This window comes from Flavobacterium piscis (genome assembly GCF_001686925.1).
Taxonomy (GTDB): Bacteria; Bacteroidota; Bacteroidia; order Flavobacteriales; family Flavobacteriaceae; genus Flavobacterium; species Flavobacterium piscis.
Window position 1 is genome coordinate 103,293 of the sequence record NZ_LVEN01000046.1, and the last position, 18,750, is coordinate 122,042.

Annotated in this window: 12 protein-coding genes; 4 read left to right on the forward strand and 8 right to left on the reverse strand. The window is 34.2% G+C overall.

Features of this window, described 5'->3' with window-relative positions; genetic code table 11:
• The first annotated feature begins 13 nt into the window (after positions 1-13).
• Together FLP_RS21585 and FLP_RS21590 are read left to right on the forward strand one after the other, a co-directional pair.
• On the forward strand, positions 14-2,671 hold the full coding sequence (locus FLP_RS21585; protein ID WP_065451570.1) for a CHAT domain-containing protein: 2,658 nt from the start codon (positions 14-16) through the stop codon (positions 2,669-2,671).
• A complete protein-coding gene (locus FLP_RS21590) occupies positions 2,623-3,063 on the forward strand; it encodes a retropepsin-like aspartic protease (RefSeq protein WP_065451571.1) in 441 nt (146 codons plus the stop codon). The genes FLP_RS21585 and FLP_RS21590 overlap by 49 nt, the downstream gene beginning before the upstream one ends.
• A gap of 128 nt (positions 3,064-3,191) precedes the next feature.
• Here FLP_RS21590 and FLP_RS21600 read toward each other — a convergent pair whose 3' ends face one another.
• The 5 genes from FLP_RS21600 to FLP_RS21620 all read right to left on the reverse strand — a co-directional run bounded on the left by FLP_RS21600 (position 3,192) and on the right by FLP_RS21620 (position 10,089).
• On the reverse strand, positions 3,192-6,368 hold the full coding sequence (locus tag FLP_RS21600) for an efflux RND transporter permease subunit (RefSeq protein ID WP_065451573.1): 3,177 nt from the start codon (positions 6,366-6,368) through the stop codon (positions 3,192-3,194).
• 71 nt (positions 6,369-6,439) lie between these two features.
• Positions 6,440-7,507: an efflux RND transporter periplasmic adaptor subunit gene (locus FLP_RS21605; protein ID WP_065451574.1), complete on the reverse strand. Its 1,068-nt coding sequence runs from the start codon at positions 7,505-7,507 to the stop codon at positions 6,440-6,442.
• Between the two features lie 9 nt (positions 7,508-7,516).
• A complete protein-coding gene (locus tag FLP_RS21610) occupies positions 7,517-8,851 on the reverse strand; it encodes a TolC family protein (protein WP_065451575.1) in 1,335 nt (444 codons plus the stop codon).
• Positions 8,852-8,861: 10 nt separating this feature from the next.
• On the reverse strand, positions 8,862-9,461 hold the full coding sequence (locus tag FLP_RS21615; protein WP_065451576.1) for a TetR/AcrR family transcriptional regulator: 600 nt from the start codon (positions 9,459-9,461) through the stop codon (positions 8,862-8,864).
• Positions 9,462-9,567: 106 nt separating this feature from the next.
• On the reverse strand, positions 9,568-10,089 hold the full coding sequence (locus tag FLP_RS21620) for a YceI family protein (RefSeq protein WP_065451577.1): 522 nt from the start codon (positions 10,087-10,089) through the stop codon (positions 9,568-9,570).
• A 267-nt stretch (positions 10,090-10,356) separates the two neighbouring features.
• On the opposite strand from FLP_RS21620, the gene FLP_RS21625 reads away from it, so the two are divergent.
• Positions 10,357-11,331: a polyprenyl synthetase family protein gene (locus FLP_RS21625; RefSeq protein WP_065451578.1), complete on the forward strand. Its 975-nt coding sequence runs from the start codon at positions 10,357-10,359 to the stop codon at positions 11,329-11,331.
• Positions 11,332-11,543: 212 nt separating this feature from the next.
• Here the strand turns inward: FLP_RS21625 and FLP_RS21630 are convergent, their stop codons facing one another.
• The 3 genes from FLP_RS21630 to FLP_RS21640 form a co-directional block, all read right to left on the reverse strand.
• Positions 11,544-13,409 (reverse strand): alpha,alpha-trehalase, encoded by a 1,866-nt coding sequence (locus FLP_RS21630; protein WP_065451579.1) that lies wholly within the window; start codon positions 13,407-13,409, stop codon positions 11,544-11,546.
• On the reverse strand, positions 13,399-14,619 hold the full coding sequence (locus FLP_RS21635) for an MFS transporter (protein ID WP_065451580.1): 1,221 nt from the start codon (positions 14,617-14,619) through the stop codon (positions 13,399-13,401). Before FLP_RS21635 ends, FLP_RS21630 begins: the two co-directional genes overlap by 11 nt.
• Before the next feature lie 281 nt (positions 14,620-14,900).
• Positions 14,901-17,540, reverse strand: coding sequence for a TonB-dependent receptor (locus FLP_RS21640; RefSeq protein WP_065451581.1), 2,640 nt, complete (start codon positions 17,538-17,540; stop codon positions 14,901-14,903).
• 164 nt (positions 17,541-17,704) lie between these two features.
• Here FLP_RS21640 and FLP_RS21645 point away from each other — a divergent pair, with 164 nt between their 5' ends.
• Complete coding sequence (locus tag FLP_RS21645) at positions 17,705-18,730, forward strand: LacI family DNA-binding transcriptional regulator (RefSeq protein ID WP_065451582.1); 1,026 nt, start codon at positions 17,705-17,707, stop codon at positions 18,728-18,730.
• The last annotated feature ends 20 nt before the right edge of the window (positions 18,731-18,750 follow it).

Sequence of the window (18,750 nt, forward strand, 5' to 3'; positions counted from 1 at the left end):
GAAACAAAAAAATATGACAAAACTATATTGCTATATCTTATTCTTCTCAACACTGATTCTATCTGGACAGCATCAGGAAGACAAAATATACAATGCAGTTGATGTTTTTGTTGCTCATCCTTCCGCGAAAGCGTTACAAAATTTAACCCATCTTGAAACTGCTTTTTGGAAAAATCCTAAACCAAAAACCAAAGACGAATTATTGGCCATTGTGGTTTTGAACTGTAATAAAGCGTATTATGAAAACCAATTTGGGCAAACCGAAAAAGCGATTGCGAGTTACGAGAAAGCCTGGCAGGTTTATCAGAAAAACAAACTTGGCGATTACGATATTATTGAGTTTTGCCTGAAACCTTTAGGCAATTTATATACTATTTTAGGCGATTATGAAAGTGCCGAAAATACCATTAAGCAATACTTTTTCATTATAAATACTTCCAAAAATTATCCTGATGCTCAAAGGCAAAAGTTTGCTGCGATTTTGAATTTATCGAATGTGTATCAGAGTTCCGGGAAGATTTCTCTGGCGATTGAATTATTAGAAAGTACTCTAAAAACAGAAAAATTATCGAATTCTCAGAAAGGGATTTTATTGAATAATCTGGGGAATAGTTACATCCTGAGCTCAGCTGGAAATTTAATGCATCCTGAAATCTATCAAAAAGCTGAAAATGCTTTTGAGTCTGCCATAAATTATCTGAAAAATGAAAAACAACAATCAGAAACTTTATCCAATTCTTATCGAAATCTGGCAACGCTCAATCGTCAGAGACAACAATTTGATATCGCTGCTTCTTATTTAGCAAAAGCAGAAAAACTATTTTTAGAGATCCCGAATCAACAGCCTCGAAAATTGGCAAAACTATATTATGAAAAGGCATTATTACTTTTTGATGAAACAAAATATGATGAAAGCGAGAAACAGATTCAGGTTATTTTTAAAATTTTAATTCCGAATTACAATTCAAAAAATAATCTTCCTAATCAGAATCAGTTGTATGCAGAAACGGTTTTAATTGATGTTTTAGATTTACAGTCCGAATTATTCTTTAAACAAAATCAGCTCAAAAAAGCTCTTGAAGCATTTAGTCTTTCTTTTCATATCGAAGATCTATTCATAAATGGTTTGGTCTATGAAAACTCTAAAATTATTACCCAGATCAGGGCGAGAAATCGAACTGAAAAATGTCTTTTGATTTATGATCGATTGTATCAGGAAGAAAACAAGTTGCAGTATTTAAAAGAGGCTTTTCAAATGGCTGAAAAAACCAAATCCGGAATATTAAAAAGCTATCGTTCGAATATTAAAAGCGCTTCCGCGAAAGAAAAACAAATGATACAGCAATTTCAAAATGTCAATAACACTATTATAAAAGAACAGCAAAAAGGAGATTTGGCTAATATTTCAAGAATAAATCAGCTTATAAAAGAACAAAATGAACTGATGCTTTCGCTGAAGAAAATGCAGTCTGAAAACCCGGATTATATTCCTGAAAATTGCGATATAAAGTCTTTGTTTTCAAAACTGGAAAAAGATAAAGCCGTTATGGTCTATTATTTTATGGGAAATGAAAATTTGTTTTATTTCACTTTACAAAATAACAGAATCAATTTTAGTCATTTTTATACGGCACATAGATCCATGCTCGAAATTGTAAAATTTATTGATTATTTTAATGGCGCAGATGCGATTACCAACGATATTTCCGGCTATAATTATTATGGAAAAAGAGTTTATGATTTATTGAAGTTACCTTCAAATGTGATCTACAAAAACCTCATCATTGTTCCTGATGGCATTTTGAATTTTCTTCCTTTTGAAGCTTTGATAACTCAGGAATCTTCTACAACAAATTTTGCCAAAATGCATTATTTGTTGAATGATTTCAAGATTGGATATAATAATTCGGCTAACAATTATCTGAATTCAAAACCTGTTTTAAAATCTGAAAAAACTGTTTTGGGGATTTTTCCGGTTTTCGAAAAAACAGCTTTTGAGTTGAGTTATTCGAAAAAGGAACTGGAATCTATTCAAAGTAATTTCAAAGGAAAATATTTAGAAAATGCAGACGCAAGTTTTTCAAATTTTAAAATTAATGCCAACCAATATTCGATTTTGCATTTAAGTACACATGCCTCTTCGGGCGATATTGAAACTCCGGCAAGCATTAAATTTTACGATCAGGAAATCTTATATTCTGAATTGTACAACCTCAACATCAATCCTGATTTGGTGGTTTTAAGTGCGTGCGAAACCGGAATTGGTAAACTCTATAAAGCCGAAGGTGCGATGAGCGTAGCAAGAGGTTTTCAGTTTGCCGGAGCACAAAATCTACTGTTTTCTTTATGGAAGGTAAACGATTATACGACATCGGTTTTTATGGCAGATTTTTATAAAAACATTAAAAATGACGTTCCTTATTTTGAGGCCAATACGAATGCAAAACTTGCTTTTTTACAGGATAAGTCAATCCCCAACACAAAGAAATCACCTTATTACTGGAGCTCTTTTGTGTATTATGGATCTATTTCGGCAGAAGAAAAATCAGCGAATTATATCTATTACATCATTAGTTTATTGACTGTAATTGGTTTATTTTTGGTTTTCAATCCCTATCGAAAATGGAAAATCTTCACGAAGTTCTCAAAAAAGAGAGATACAAAAAAATAAAATTCAAAGTTATCAAGACACAACATCTTTTAATAAAAGCCAAAATAAATGACGTTTCAGGAAATTTTATTTTAGATACAGGAGCTTCAAATTCGTGTGTAGGATTTGAAAGTATAGAACGTTTTGAACTGAATGCCAAAAAATCCAAAACTAGAGCTTCGGGAGCCGGAGGAACAGGAATGAAAACGCAAATTTCGTCTCATAATAAATTACAACTTGGCAGCTGGAAAAATCAGGATTTCAATCTGGTTATTTTTGATCTTTCGCATGTAAATGAAGCTTTAGAAGCCCACAAAGCAAAAGCTGTTCACGGTATTATTGGTGCTGATGTTTTATTGGAAGGAAAAGCGATTATTGATTATTATAATCATTATTTGTATTTGAAATTATAAAATTCCAAATTCCAAATCTGAAAAAATTCAATAAAAAAATCCCAAACTCCTTAATCGGAATTTGGGATTTTTTTAGCTTTAAATTCCTCCAAAAAACTGGAATTTGGAATTTTTTATATTGGAATTTCTTAATGCGTATGTTTAGGATTAAAACCATCTTCACTAACCTCTGTTGGCGTATAATCAGCAACCATTTCAGCTTCGTAATCGATTTTTTCTCCTTTGCTCACTCTGGCAATAATTTTCTCCATGATGTTATAAATAACAGGAACTACGATCAGGGTTAAGAATAAAGAAGAAATTAATCCTCCGATAATTACCCATGCTAATCCGTTTTTCCATTCAGCTCCTGCTCCGGATGCTAATGCAATTGGGAACATACCAAATACCATCGCAATTGTTGTCATCAGGATCGGACGTAAACGAGCGTGATTCGCCTGAATTAATGCATTTCTTATCGATTCTCCAGCTGCTCTTCTTTGGTTGGTGTAATCGACAAGCATGATCGCATTCTTACACACCAGACCAATTAACATGATAATACCCAGAATGGTAAAGATATTTAATGAGTTGTTTGTTAAAGCCAGTGCTAACATCGCCCCGATAAAAGAAAGCGGAATAGCAAACAATACTACAAACGGGTGAACGAAACTGTCGTACAAACTCACCATTACTAAGTAAACCAAAATAATTGCGGCTAATAAAGCGATTCCTAAAGTACCAAATCCTTCAGATTGGTTCTCCTGGTCACCACCCCAGATATAATTTACTCCGGCTGGTTTTTTCAGCTTGTCTAATTTAACCTGCCATTGTTGTACAATTGTTCCAGAAGGAACCCCAACGTTTTGTCCTTTTACCGTTACAGAGGCAGATTTATCTCTACGCTCTAACTGGCTAGGTCCTGAACCTTCTGTAATATCTGCAAATTGAGATAACTTAATTTGTTGTCCCGCAGCATTTACAAAAATCAAATTACTAACGTCAGTAATACTTTTTCTGTCGAAAGCGTTGTATCTGATATTGATATCGTATTCGTATTCACCAGCTCTGTATTTACCATCTGTATTTCCGCTAAAAGCAGTTTGCATGGTTAAACCCACTGTTTGAAGTGTCAACCCTAAAGCAGCCATTTTATCACGATCTACTTTAACGTTGATTTCAGGGTTTCCGTCTTCAACCGTTAATTTAATCTCTGTTGTTCCAGGAATTGTGCGTAATTCAGCTTCAGCTAATTTAGCAAATGCCATAGCACTTTCTGTAGATGGACCTGTTACGATTAATCCTAACGTAGCATCTTCAGCAGTTCCTAAAATACCTACGGGAACGGTTTTTACTTTTGCTCCAACCAATACTTTTTCAAGTTTACGTTTGATTTTTGCTGCGTAAACGTTAGCATCATCAGTACGATCTTTTTGTTCGATCATTTTTACGTCAATCTCTGCTTTGTAAGCTGTAGCCTGTGATGCTCCAAAACCTTCAGAAGTTTGTCCTACGGTTGTAATTTGACTGTGAACGTATTCCTGAGCTTTTAAATAAGCTTCGGCTTTTTGCGTCATGAAGTTCGTTTGTTCTAATGAAGCATCTTTCGGCATTTCGATTTGAACCAAGAACTCTCCACTATCAGAAGAAGCGAAAAATTCACCTCCAATGAAACCTCCACCCATTAATCCTATTGTAGATCCGAAGAATAATACAAGAACGACCGCAAGAGTTTTAAAATAATGATCTAAACACCATGTTAACAACTCAGAAACCCAGTTGGTAAAACGTGTTAAATAACTTTCGAAGCCTAGAATTACTCTTCCGAAAACATTTTTCCCTTCAATATGCTCTAATTTACCATAACGAGATGATAACCACGGAATGATTGTAAACGAAGCTAAAAGTGATAATAATGTTGATATAATTACGGTAACACAAAATTGTGTAATAATATTAGAAACCAAACCAGAACTCATCGCGATAGGCAAGAACACCACCACAATTACTAATGTAATCGACGTTACTGTTCCACCAATTTCGGCAGTTCCGTCATAAGAGGCACGAATTCGACTTTTACCCATCTCCATGTGCCTGTAAATATTCTCGAGGACCACAATCGCATCATCGACCAGAATACCTACCACCAGAGAAAGTCCTAATAAACTCATTAAGTTCAAAGTGTATCCCATTAAATAAATACCAATAAAAGTAGCAATTAACGATGCCGGAATAGAAACCATTACGATCAACGAGTTTCTAATACTGTGTAGGAAGAACAACATTACAAATGCTACCAAAACTACCGCAATTAATAAATCGTGTACTACAGAATCTGCAGCTTCAAGAGTAAAAACAGTACTGTCTTTTGCAACTTCAAGTTTTAACTGATTTACTTTATAATCTTTTTCAAGAACTGCAATTGTTTTTAATAATTGCTCACTTACCGCTACGGCATTCGCATCAGATTGTTTTACAATTTGTAAAACGATGGCACTTTTTTGATCTACACGTGATATTTTTTCAGCAATTTTTTGAGTATCCTGAACATCTGCAATATCACTTAAACGAATCTGAATTCCGTTTTGAGAAGAAACTACTAAATTTCTTAATTCTTCAACACTTTTATATTTACCCGCTAAACGAATTAATATTTTTTGATTACGGGTCTGAACGTTTCCTGTTGGGAAATCTAAATTTGAGGTTAAAATAGTTTGTTGTACTTGAGGCACAGACAAATTATAACCCTGCATTTTTATCGCATCAAGATTCACCTGAATTTCACGTTCTGAACCACCAATGATATTTACCTGAGCAACACCTTGTACACGGGATAAAATAGGAGCAATTTTTTTGTCAATTAAGTCATAAAATGCTGCTTCGTCCATTTTTCCGTTGGCACCCAATGTCATAATTGGTAAATCACTCAGCGAGAACTTGGTTAGTGCCGGCGTTTTTACATCGTCCGGTAAATCACTAATAATCGCGTTTATTTTACGCTGTGCATCATTTAGAGAGAAATCGACTTTTGCGTTTGATGTTAATGTAATCGAAACAATAGATAAACTTTCGTAAGATTTCGAGTCAATTTTCTTTACATTCTCCAGAGATGCAATCGCATCCTCTATTTTCTTGGTTACGGTATTCTCTACCTCACTTGGAGAAGCTCCAGGATAAATTGTAGAAATGGTAATAACATTTTGTTCAAATTTCGGGATCAGCTCATAGCCTAACTGGCTGTAGCTAAACAATCCACCAAGTGTTAGAATTGTAAACAATACAATTACCAACGACGGACGTTTTATGGATATTTCGGCTAATTTCATATATTTTGCTTTAGGCTGTAGGCTTTAGGCAATAAGCTCAATGCTTATGGCGTCTGGCTTAATGCTTTAAATTATTTAATAATTTCTACAGTATTACCGTCTTGTAAGTTAATTTGACCTGTAACAATTACAGTTTCTCCGTCAGATAATCCTTTGATAATTTCCACCTGATCTCCTAAAATTCTTCCTGCAGTTACTTTTCTTAATTTTGCAATACCATTTTCAACTACAAAAATCTCGTTGCTGCTCACACTTCCTACGAAAGCATTTCTTGGCACAACCATAAGTTGTTGTTTTTGTTGGTTTGATGCAAAGTTTGCCGTTCCGTACATACCCGCTTTAAGGTCGTTGTTTACATTATTTGTAATTTCAATTTCAACCGGAAAATTTAAAGTCTCATCTGCTTTTGCAGCAATAAAAGTAATTTTTCCAGAGAACGTTTTATCAGGATAAACACTTGCTGTTACATTAATAGTATTTCCAACTTTTAAACTTGCAACCTGATTTTCGTTTACTGTAACTACTAATTTTAATTTAGAAACGTTTACGATATCAAACAAAGCAGTTGCTGGCATTCCAGTCAAGATAGATCCCGGCTCAATGTATTTTTTGTTGATGAATCCGCTAATAGGAGCTTTTACTCTTGTATCTCCAACATTAATGTTGGCTTGTGTTAAGCTAGACTGCGCATTGGTTAATGCTAATTTTGCCTGATCTAATTGTTGTTTTGTAACACCACCCGTTTTAAAAGCATTTTCGTAACGGCTGTAATCAGATTTTGCATTTTGGTAAACAGCCTGAGCTTGTTGTGCGCTTACATTGATTACATCACCTCTCATTGTCAATAAAGTCTGACCTACTTTTACGTAATCTCCTTCTTTAGCCAAAACACTAATTACTTTTCCTGATTTTTCAGCAGAGAAAGTCAATTGTTGAATAGGCTGGAAATTTCCGTTTGCAACGAAATCCAATGAAACTTCTTCTGTTTTTACAGGAGATACTTTTACTGAAACTGCAGCATTTTTTTCTGCTACGATATCTGTTTTTTCTTTATTCTCTTTCTTATTATTATTTAAGACATATCCAATCACACCCAGTGCTGCGATTATGATTACGATTGTTAAAATAGTTTTCTTCATTTTGTTTAGTTATTTAATAAGAGTTTTAAGTTCGCCTTTTGATTTGATTAGTGCTACTTCGGCAATTTTGTAATTCAAGACTGCTCTGGTATAGTTATTTTGAGCTTCAAGTGATGCATTTTCAGCATCTAACAAATCTGTTAATGATGCTAATCCCTGAAGGTAATTGTTTTTTGTATTGCTTAAGATCTCAATCGCCAGACGCATATTTTCTTTTTGATTATTGATAGTAATAAGGTTATTATCAATTTGAGCCATTGCATTTCTGTAATCTAAATCAAGCGAAAGTTTCGTGTCTTTGATATCTTCCTGAAGCGATCTGATTTCTACATCGGCTTGTCTTACTTTGGCACGAGTTCCAAATCCTGTAAAGATTGGCACATGTAGATTTAACCCAATTGCAGAGAAATCTGACCAATACACACCATCTGATGGTTTTGCAAACCAAGGCATTTGCGGCCCCTGACCAATATAATTGTAACCAGCAGATAAAGAAAGTGTTGGATAATATCCTGCTTCAACAGCTTTTTTATTGTACACTAAAAGCTCTTCTTGTTTTTTCAAAAGAAGGTATTCTGTTCTGTTTTCTGTGTTTGGTACTTCGGTTAGTGCAGCAGGAACAACTTCAAATTCTTCTTTTGGAATCTCGATTTGAGCTTCAATAGGCATTCCCATATAAAACTTCAAAGCATTTTCCTGTAATGTAATTTGATTTTTTACTTGCTGACGTTCTGTATCAATATTCGACATTTTAACTACGATACGGTCTAAGTCAATTTTTTTCGCCAAACCGTTATCAAATTGTCCTTTTACAATGTCACGAACTTTAGTCGTATTAACATAACTGCTATCTAATAAAACCAATCTTTCACGCTGTACGTAAACTGAGTAGTAATTGTTGGCCACTCTTTCTATTACCTGCTCTTCAGTCAACTGATCGTTTATTTGATAAAATTCACGAGTAGATCTTGCCGCTCTTAATCCTGTAAAAACAGATTGATCAAAGATTGTCTGAGTCAATGAAACCCCTGCAGTTGAAGTCCATTTTTGACCAAATGCTGCCTGAATCGTAGTTCCCGGCGCACCAAATCCTGCTCCGTCAATAACTGTAGTCTGAATTACAGGATTGTAAGTTAAATTTCCGTTTGCAGAAATCTGAGGCAACGCTCTTGAACGTATTTCCTGAATTTTATACTCACTATTTTCAACCTGTAATTTTGCTTTTTTTGCATCGGCTTTGTTTTCAAGCGCGTATACAACTGCATCTTTTAGGGTTAGTGTTTTGACTTGTGCGTTGGCAGACAAGCCAATTGAACACAAAAATATAAGAATTATTCGTTTCATAGATTGATGATTAAATTGTAATTTTTTTAAGTTGTTTTTCTAATTCCAGTATTCCTTTTTCAGTTGCCATAGCTCTTGTGTGGTATTCCAGTGCTTCTAATTCTATTTTTTGTGCTTCTCTTTCTGAGATAGTAGTTTCATTAATATGAAAAATCAGGGTATAATAAAATTTTACATATAAATCGATATTCAAATCCGGTCTGTACAAACCTTCATTGATTCCTTTTAAAATATTATCCCTAAAATAATGGTTGCACTGATCTATCTCGTGCGTCATTATATTTTGATAGATTTCAGGATAATGTTTTTTTAACTGGTAAAGAGGCGAAGTGTCCGCTGCATTTTTAAACATGTCACGAAACATCTCTCTAATTTCAAAATTCTCATGAATAGCGTTATAGTCTTTCGCAACGATAGTGTCAATAACTTCATGTACTTGTTGATGAACGGTCGAAGTACTTTCTTCGATCAGAACTTCTTTATTACAAAAATATTTATAAATGGTTTTTTTCGAAATACACATTTCACCTGCTATATCGTCCATCGTAACACTCTTAAAACCAAGTTTTAAAAATAACTCACTTGCTTTTGATATAATTTTCTCTTTCATCTTAATTTTCAAATTGTATTACAAATATACTTAGGAAACTAAAATCAGAAAAATAGTTTCCGTAACATTTGTAATAATTTTACATTAATTTATTCATTATGTAAGATTATATACTGAATTCTAAATTAGCAATCAGTTTAATATCTTTTCCTAAAGCTAAACCTCCGTTATGATTGAACGAATTATAATCTAAACCAAAATCCTGACGTTTGATATCTCCTTTTATTTCAAAAGCAACTTTTTTCTCGCCATTATAAGTGTTAACTCCAATAAACTCAGCATCAAGTTCTACTACTCTGGTTACATCTTTTATGGTTAAATCGCCTTTAAAGAAATTGATATTATTGTTTATTTTTTGAAAAGAAGTCGATTTAAAACTAATGATCGGATGTTCGTTTACATCAAAAAAGTCCTGAAGTTGTAAGTAGGTATCGATTTGTTGAAAACTATCCTTTTTGTTATTGATATCTAAAGAAAACTCAACCGATGCATCTTCAATTTCATTGTCTTCGATGTTCACATAACCATCAAATTTATTTGTAGTTCCTCCCATGTAAGCAATTATCGAATGTCTCATTTTAATTAAAACATCTGATTGGCTAGAATCTAAGGTCCATGTTGTTTTCATAAATATTTGATTTTAGTGAATTTATAAATCATTAAAAGTTCCAACGGAAACTTTTACAGTGTTCAGAGTTTCCAATTAAGAATGCAAATATAGACAGGAAACTCTAAACACCAAAAAAGTTTCCAAGTTTTTTCAAAAATAATTTCAACTCCCTAATAATTAAAGGTTTTGTGGTCATTTTGAGGTGGAAACTGTCATTTAAAACTTTAAGAAAGAATAATTCATAATGAATCGTATCTTTGGAGCTCGCAATTCAGATTATATTTTATGCACGATATTAGCCAATACCAGGAATTTTTTATCCATTATTTAGAAAAACAAAGCATTAGTAAAGAGCCCAAAAATCTTTATGAACCCATTGCATATATTTTAGGTCTTGGCGGAAAACGCATGCGCCCTGTACTTACTTTAATGGCGTCAGAAGTTTTTGACACTGATTATAAAGTAGCACTTCCTGCAGCAATGGCAGTTGAAGTTTTTCATAATTTCTCATTGGTTCACGATGATATTATGGATGATGCGCCTTTGCGGAGAGGACAGGAAACAGTACATGAAAAATGGGATTTGAATACCGGAATTCTTTCCGGAGATGCTATGCTGATTCTGGCTTATCAATATTTTGAACAATACGAACCAACCGTTTTTAGAGATTTAGCAAAGTTGTTCAGTAAAACTGCTCTTGAAGTTTGCGAAGGACAACAATGGGATGTCGATTTCGAAAAAAGAAACGATGTTACCATTCCGGAATACCTGAAAATGATCGAATACAAAACAGCTGTTTTAGTTGCCGCAGCCATGAAAATGGGTGCCATTGTAGCGAAAACCACTGAAAAAGAAGCTGATTTTATTTATGATTTCGGGTTGAATTTAGGATTGGCTTTCCAGCTTCAGGATGATTATCTGGATGCTTTTGGAGATCCTGAAACTTTTGGAAAACAAGTTGGCGGCGATATTATGGTGAATAAAAAAACCTATTTATACCTGAAAGCCCGCGAGTTTTCATCAGCTGAAAAAGCTTTTGAACTAGAAAAATTATTCAGTTTACAATTAGATGATAATACGGAGAAAATAGCCACTGCAAAAACAATTTTTAATGAATCGGGTGCTTCAAAAGCGACACAGGATGCTATAGAAATGTATACTTTTAAAGCTTTTGAAACTTTAGAAAAAATGGATCTTAATGCAGAAAAGAAAGCTATTTTAAGGACTTTTGGAGAGAATTTAATGGGAAGAAAAGTGTAAGTTTTTGCCACAGATTAAAAGGATTAGAATTTTTTTTTGCCACGAATTTCACAAATCTCCACGAATTTTTATCCTAATTAAATTGGTGAAATTCGTGAAATTCGTGGCAAAAAAATTTAACATACAATAAACCCGACAGATTTTAAAAAACCTGTCGGGTTTATTATTTGAAAACTAGTACAATCTGTGAAAATCGTTTAATCTGTGGCTATTTAAAACAAATCCTCAGGATCAACTAAATCTGATAATTTTTGTTTTAGATTATCTTCTAAAATCGTCAATCCGTATTGGTAAGAGGCGTTCATCCAGCCAAAACCTTCTTCGGTTATAAAATCAAATTCGGTTCCTACGTTTCCGTATTCTGCGAAAATTTTGTGTGAACTTATCGATAAATCAAACTTCTCCGGAATCGTTCCGTTATAATCAACGGCATTTCTGGTAATCAGCCAAAGCCAGCGATAGACCATTTCTTGCGCTTCTTCATGAAAATTATAATTCAATAATCCTTCCCACAAAAGCATTTGATGCGGCGCCCAGCCAAAAGGATAATCCCATTGGCGAATTGGCGAATTGTGATCTAATTCAGCGATTGATTCTTTGGTACTTCCGGCAATTCCACCTTTCATTTTAAATCTTGGGAGTGCCTTTTTTACCAAAATCTCTGCTTGTTCAGGCGTGCTTATTTTTGCCCAAAGCGGATAAAATGTTGTCGCAGCTTCAAAGAAATGTTGTTCCTCAGTTACAAAATTATAATCGAAGTAGATTCCGTTTTCGGGATTCCAACACATTGTATTGATCTTTTCTTTTCTCGAAGCAGCTTTCGCAAGCCAATATTCACTTGAAAAAGATTTGTCTTCAAAATATTGAAATTCGTTTTTAAAATATTTTTTGATTAAAAAAGCAATATCGGTTTCGTATTTATAGAGCAAACTATTGATCGCAACCGTATTCAAATTAGCACAAATTCCGACCAATCTGTTTGTTGTGTCATGACCACTTTCGCGCATGCTTCGATCGTGAATAAAATACTTATCAAGCTCTTCGTCTACCACTTCTCTATCGAGATATTTCTTTTCGAATTCGCGTGTTGACAAATTATATTTGGGTGCATATTGTTCCAGAATATCATCAAAATGTCCTTCTTCAACTTCAAAAGGAAGTCCGATTCCTTCTGCTTTATAGCGATTCAATCCGTTTGCGGTAAGTCGTTTTCCTTCTTCCATCCAAACCGTTTGATATTCTTTTATGGCGGTTTTTAAATGTCTTTCAATCCAAAAAATATCCGGATTCGACTTTTCCAAAACATCTATAATCAACGATGTATAAAGTGGCGGTTGGGTTCGGGTTAAATAATAACTTCTATTAGCATTCAGAATTTTTCCGTAATGATCAATTTGATATTTAAAATTCTCCGCAATACCTAAAGCAAGCTCAATTTTATCGTCGATCAAAAGTCCTTTGGCAATAAAATAACTGTCCCAACCGTACATTTCGTTGAATCTTCCGCCAGGAACAACAAATGGGACTCCTGATACTTCGTTGTTTTTGATTTGAAGTGCCAATGCCAGAATTCCGGGTTGTTTATTGAGTGATAAAACATATTCTGGCGAAATGTTTTTAGGCATCTGCACTACTTTCAATTTTGGAGTGACAGCTTCTAATTTCTTGAAATAATCAAAAACTATTTCGTCGCCAAAAGGCACATACAAATACGCTAATTCATTTTCGATCTTATTGTCTTCCAGAATTTTCTTTACACCATCAGCATCAATCGTTCTGGTAAGTCCTTTCCAGTACAGATTTTTTATTTTTCCCGAAATTCGTTTTACAGGATCTTCTGTGATTTCATCTAAATTGATTTCGGCAAATTCGGTATTGTTTTTTTTGGCCAAAGCCAGTTCCTGCAATAAATTCGAAAGCTGATAAGTTCCTTCAATCAGAGCAGAATTTCCGTTTTCATCATGCAGCAAAAACTTTTTTGGACCATTATCATCAATGGTTATCTTTTTATCGCCATCAGTATCTTCCTGAGCCAATAATTTTTCGATGGTTTGGGTTATATGTAATCTAAATTTCATCTTTTGCAGTTATTTTTTTAAGAATAAAAAAGGATATTAATAATAAAGACATTGGAATTAAAGTAAAATAAAATGCGTTTTCCGGTCCTTCATTTTTAAACAGCCAACCCGTTATTCTGGAGCCTAATGTGCCGCCAAGAGCAGAAAAAATTACAATTAATCCAGTCATTGAGCTTTGCAGATTTTTAGGCAAAGCACTTAATACAATCGAATTTAATAATGGATAAATGGGCGCAATGAATAATCCGATTAATGGAAAAGCAAAACCAATTAAAGGTATATCTGAAAGTGTATTGATATTTTTTACTTCTAAGCCTACTGTTTTTGGAAGTACAAAAATCACCAGCAACATCGCTGAAATAATACAAAAACTCAAAACCCAAATCCAATTTACTTTTTTGGTTATAATGCCTGCAATCAATCTTCCTATTGCTAATGAAATGGCCAAAATACTCGCCATCATAATGCTGATATTTTCTGGCAGATGAAGTACTTTTGTATTAAATGTAGGCAACCACGACAAAATTCCCTGTTCGATCATGACAAACAAAAAGACACTAATTACAAAAATAACGGTAAGCAATTTTGCCATTAATTTGAACATTTGCATGAAATCGTCTTTGAGATTTGCTCCTGCCGAAACTTCACTTTCTTCAAATTTTACAAAGAATAAAAACAGGAACGAAAGCAATGATAATCCTGCCAAAAACCAATAAACATTCAGCCAGGAATTAGGATCATTTTCATTATTAAAAGCTGGAAATAAGAAATAAGCCAATGCAATTCCCACCATAAAAAAACCTTCGATACTGCTCATTAAGGCGTTGTGTTCTTTTTTGGTTTCGGTTACAGTTCCGATTAGCGAATAAACCGAAACTTTGATCAAAGCAAAGGAAACTCCAACGGTTGCAAAAAGAATTTTAGCGTTATCAAATGAATTTCCAAAATACATAGAAATACAAGCCACAGTAACCAAACCCAAACCTATAAGCATCGATTTTCGATAGCCTATTCTGGGTAAAAAAGACGCTATAAAAAAAGAAACAATGGCAATTGGCATGTCTTTAAAAGCTTCTAAAATACTCGCCTGAACTTCATCTACTCCGTAATTTTTCTGCGATTTTAAAATCACAATGCCAACGCTGTTTAATAAAATGGCGAAGACAAAATAATTGAGGTAAAGTGAGATTTTAATTCCTATGTTTTTCATTTTTTATTTGTTTGTCTTTGCTTTGTGGTTACGGTGCGGAGACGCACTGCTGTGCGCCTCTACGATACCGTATATATATTATTTAACCTGTTGGGCGTGATGGCTAAAAATTTAAATAAACACATAGAAACATAGATTTTATGTGTTTAAAAAAAGTAAATCAAAAAGAAACTCGTTTCTCACACATAGCTATGTGTATTAATGCAAGTGAAACGCTTTTTTTCATTTCAATAATTCTATGTTTCTATGTGTTAAAAATTATTAAACCCAACAGGTTAAATCTAGAAATTAATCGCTACCGAAAATCTAAAGGCGCGCCCTAAAATAGGTCTTGCCATAAACACATCGCTTGCTGCAGATGTTGTTTGTCTTGGATCTCCTTCTGTCAAACCAATTTCGTTAAATAAATTTGAAGCATCAACTGCAAAACGAAGATTATTATAGGTGTAATTTAAACCTGCTCCTACTTCTTTATAAGCTGGTAAAACCTGTCTGTTATCCTGATTAGTGAATTTTTTATCGTAATAAGAAAACTGAACATATGCTGTAAAATCTTTTGTAATGTCGACTTCCGGTCTTAGGTTACAGAAAAATTTAGGAATTCTTCGTGCTGTATTTCCGTTGAAATCAAAAGTAGAACCGTCAGCATTTGTACCTGTAAAATTATCATATTCCGGTTTTTGAACCGTAAATGTAAAATTCAGTTTTACAATATTATATCTCACATTAGTTTCTACTTCAAGACCTATATTGTTTACGTCAGCAAATTTATTCTCAGAACTTCCATCAGATAAAATATCAGTAAAAGCAACATTTTTTAAGTTCATGTGAAACAAATTCGCATTCACATTAAAGAAGGAATTAGAATATTTATAACCTAATTCAAACTGATTCACTTCTGTATTCTCCAATTTGCTTAAATCGGCAGCATTATCATAAAAAGATTCTTCGATTGGCGATCTAAAACCGTGGCTGTAACGAACGTACGAAGCCATATTGTCATTGAATTTGTAGTTTCCTGCAGCTGTGTAAGACCATTCGCTTACATCATATCTCCAATACGTGTACGGATTTCCTTTTACCGTTGTTACTGCATCATCGGCCGTATTGTTGTCTAAAATCCCTAAGTTTTCAGCACCAAATCTGGCGTTGTCTCTGTAACCTGAATATTTGTCTTTGTTGTATCTTAAACCAGCATTGAAGGTCAAATTATCTGTTGCTTTAATTTCGGCATCAGCATAAATATCATTCAAAACTCCTTTGGTTTGCGCATCTCTTTCTAGCCAGGTGATTCTTTCTACACCGTTCCAGGTATGATCTACTCCACTTGTATTGTCTTTTACATTTAATAATCTGGGATTGTCTGAAACACCTACCAAATAAGAATTCCAGTTCCAGTATTGATTCGATTTCCAATTTGAATAGTAGTAACCTGCAGTTAGTTTTACCGGATCTAAATCAAAATTAAAAGAGAAATTATTCGCAAAATTGTTCATCTTTTTTTCGATATGCCAAAGGTCAGCTCTCATAATTAAAGCGTTTGGATCAAGTGTTTGTCCGTTGTCTACATAAGAATACGTTAGATTACTAGCGGTTGTATTTTGAACACTTGTAGCATAAGCATCTTGTGTCCAGGGACCGCCATTTGGGAAAATCGCATTGTAATTTAAATCGATATTGGTGTTTTTGAATGAGTTTTTGAACGTCACTTTATCTGATATCTTCTTTTTGAATTCGGCTCCAATAGAATTAATTATAGGATGAGAACCATCTTCTAAATCTGCGCTAAAAGTTCCTCCGCCATATTGAGGTACGTTTAAGCGGCTCAAATTTACTGAAGTTAATGTTCCGTAATTCGGGTTAAATCCAGGAATTCCTTCTACTTTTCCGTTATTGCTTTTTAATGGAATTGGCAAATAGAATGTGTTTCTGTCATCAAGATGTTTGAAGTTAATTCTTAAATAATCATCGTCATCAAATTTATAGGTGATGTTTCCTTTTATTTGTCCGCCTTTATTAGCTGTAAAACCTGTATTTCTTACGCCATTATCAGCTCTGTAAAAACCTCCAATATTAAAGAACAATTTATCCTGAATTAAAGCACCAGATAAATTAAGGTCAGTTCTAAACATTCCGTAATCTGAAGTTGTAAACTTTGCTCTTCCCTGAAACTCATTTTGTCCCGTTTTTGAAATAAAGTTGATGATTCCACCCGGAGCATTGGTGGCAAAAATTGAGGCAGAACCTCCACGAACTGCTTCCATTTTGCTTACAGTTTCGTCTAATCTGTAAAAAGTATCGGCGTTGGCAAATTGCAGTGCTCCATCTTCAAAAACGGGTAAACCATCTTCCTGAATTTGTACATATTCATAAGCTCCCGCTGACGGAATTCCTCTTGCAAAAAGGTTATTTCCTATTTCTCCTCCAGAGGCTTCAACTACAAATCCGGGAATAGTTTGCAATAAAGCCGCTGTACTTGAAGGCGCTCTGTCTTCGATTGCTTTGGCTCCCATTGTAGTAATGGCGACACTCGACTCCAACTTAGATCTTGGCGTTGAAGATCCGGTAACGACAACCTCTTTTAAACTTTGAGATTCTCCTTCAAGCAATAAATTTACTTCTAGGGATTCTCCTTGTTTTATGGCAATTTTTTTCTCGAAAGTTTTGTAACCTACATTAGTGGCAATAACGGTATACGTTCCTGCTTCGATATTCGAGAATAAATAGCCTCCATTTTCATCGGTAACAGTGCTTTTTCCCGTTTCCTTAATAGTTACGTTTGCGCCTGGAATCGTTACTCCGCTGTCATCAAGTACTTTTCCTGAAATTGTATTTTGATTTTGAGCAAACAGATTATTAGATAAAAAAAACAGGCAAAACATCAAAAGTAATGTGCCTGAATATTGGTGTAGTTTTTTCATTTTTTCGTTCGGTTAGTTAGTAATTATGGTTATCACTGTCAAACTTAACTACAAATCATAAAGGAATTTGCGAATTAAAAATCGAAAACGTTTTCGAAATGACCTAAAACGTTTTCGGAAGTTAATTTTTTATCAATCCGTTTTATTTTTAGTACTTTTATTTCATGAATGACACTAAATTAATAGATATAGCCTCGGCACTCGGAATTTCGGTTACAACGGTTTCAAAAGCGTTAAAAGGATATACAGATATTAGTAAGTCTACTCGTGCCAGGGTTATCGAAATGGCCGAAACGATGAACTACATCCCCAATTCTGTTGCGGTGAATCTTAGAACCAATGAAACCAAAACCATTGGCGTTATTATTCCGGCTACCGTGCATCACTTTTTTTCGAGTGTATTAAATGGTATTCTGGAAGAAGCTGAAAAAAGAGGATATCTGGTCATTATATTACAATCAAACGAAAAATATGAACTGGAGAAAAAGCAACTTGCTTTATTGATTCAAAAACGGGTTGACGGGGTTTTAATGTCACTCTCTAACGAAACAGATGATTTCACTCATATTAATGAAGCCATCCGAAAAAATACTCCGGTTGTTCTATTTGATAAAATCGCCAAAAGAGTAGATTGTTCTAAAGTGGTTATTAATGATGCCAAAGCGGCTTTTGATGCCGTTTCTTACCTTATTAATAAAGGGTATAAAAAAATTGCACATTTTAGGGGTTCATATGTTCCGCAAAACTCGATCGATCGCTTTTTAGGATACAAAAGAGCACTTGAAGCACACGGAATTGAATACGATTCGAAACTGGTTTATGTCTGTGATAACAATACCGATTTTGAAGACGGCTATGAAAATGCCCAAAAAATAATGACCGAAAATCCGGATATCGATGCCATTTTTGCCATTACTGATTTGGTTGCCATCGGGATTATTAAATACTTTAATGAAGCCGGAATAAAAACGCCGGAACAAGTTGCGGTTTTTGGATTTAGCAATTGGTTTATGAGTACCGTTATTTCACCTAAATTAACCACAATTGATCAGCCCGGATTTGAAATGGGACATCAGGCGGTTTCGCTTTTAATTGATGAAATTGTAGATATAAAAGAACATCGTCCGGTAACGCATCAAATTATTGAACTTCCTACAAGAATCATTGAGCGAGAATCGACAGTTAAATGATTTTTTAGTTTTAACTTTGC

What these genes read in the sequence shown, in the direction of transcription:
- FLP_RS21615 (WP_065451576.1), bottom strand. Translation starts at nt 9,461, where the DNA reads ATGAAAGAGAAAATTATATCAAAAGCAAGTGAGTTATTTTTAAAACTT.
- FLP_RS21610 (WP_065451575.1), bottom strand. Translation starts at nt 8,851, where the DNA reads ATGAAACGAATAATTCTTATATTTTTGTGTTCAATTGGCTTGTCTGCC.
- FLP_RS21630 (WP_065451579.1), bottom strand. Translation starts at nt 13,409, where the DNA reads ATGAAATTTAGATTACATATAACCCAAACCATCGAAAAATTATTGGCT.
- FLP_RS21590 (WP_065451571.1), top strand. Translation starts at nt 2,623, where the DNA reads ATGGAAAATCTTCACGAAGTTCTCAAAAAAGAGAGATACAAAAAAATA.
- FLP_RS21605 (WP_065451574.1), bottom strand. Translation starts at nt 7,507, where the DNA reads ATGAAGAAAACTATTTTAACAATCGTAATCATAATCGCAGCACTGGGT.
- FLP_RS21620 (WP_065451577.1), bottom strand. Translation starts at nt 10,089, where the DNA reads ATGAAAACAACATGGACCTTAGATTCTAGCCAATCAGATGTTTTAATT.
- FLP_RS21625 (WP_065451578.1), top strand. Translation starts at nt 10,357, where the DNA reads ATGCACGATATTAGCCAATACCAGGAATTTTTTATCCATTATTTAGAA.
- FLP_RS21600 (WP_065451573.1), bottom strand. Translation starts at nt 6,368, where the DNA reads ATGAAATTAGCCGAAATATCCATAAAACGTCCGTCGTTGGTAATTGTA.
- FLP_RS21645 (WP_065451582.1), top strand. Translation starts at nt 17,705, where the DNA reads ATGAATGACACTAAATTAATAGATATAGCCTCGGCACTCGGAATTTCG.
- FLP_RS21635 (WP_065451580.1), bottom strand. Translation starts at nt 14,619, where the DNA reads ATGAAAAACATAGGAATTAAAATCTCACTTTACCTCAATTATTTTGTC.
- FLP_RS21585 (WP_065451570.1), top strand. Translation starts at nt 14, where the DNA reads ATGACAAAACTATATTGCTATATCTTATTCTTCTCAACACTGATTCTA.
- FLP_RS21640 (WP_065451581.1), bottom strand. Translation starts at nt 17,540, where the DNA reads ATGAAAAAACTACACCAATATTCAGGCACATTACTTTTGATGTTTTGC.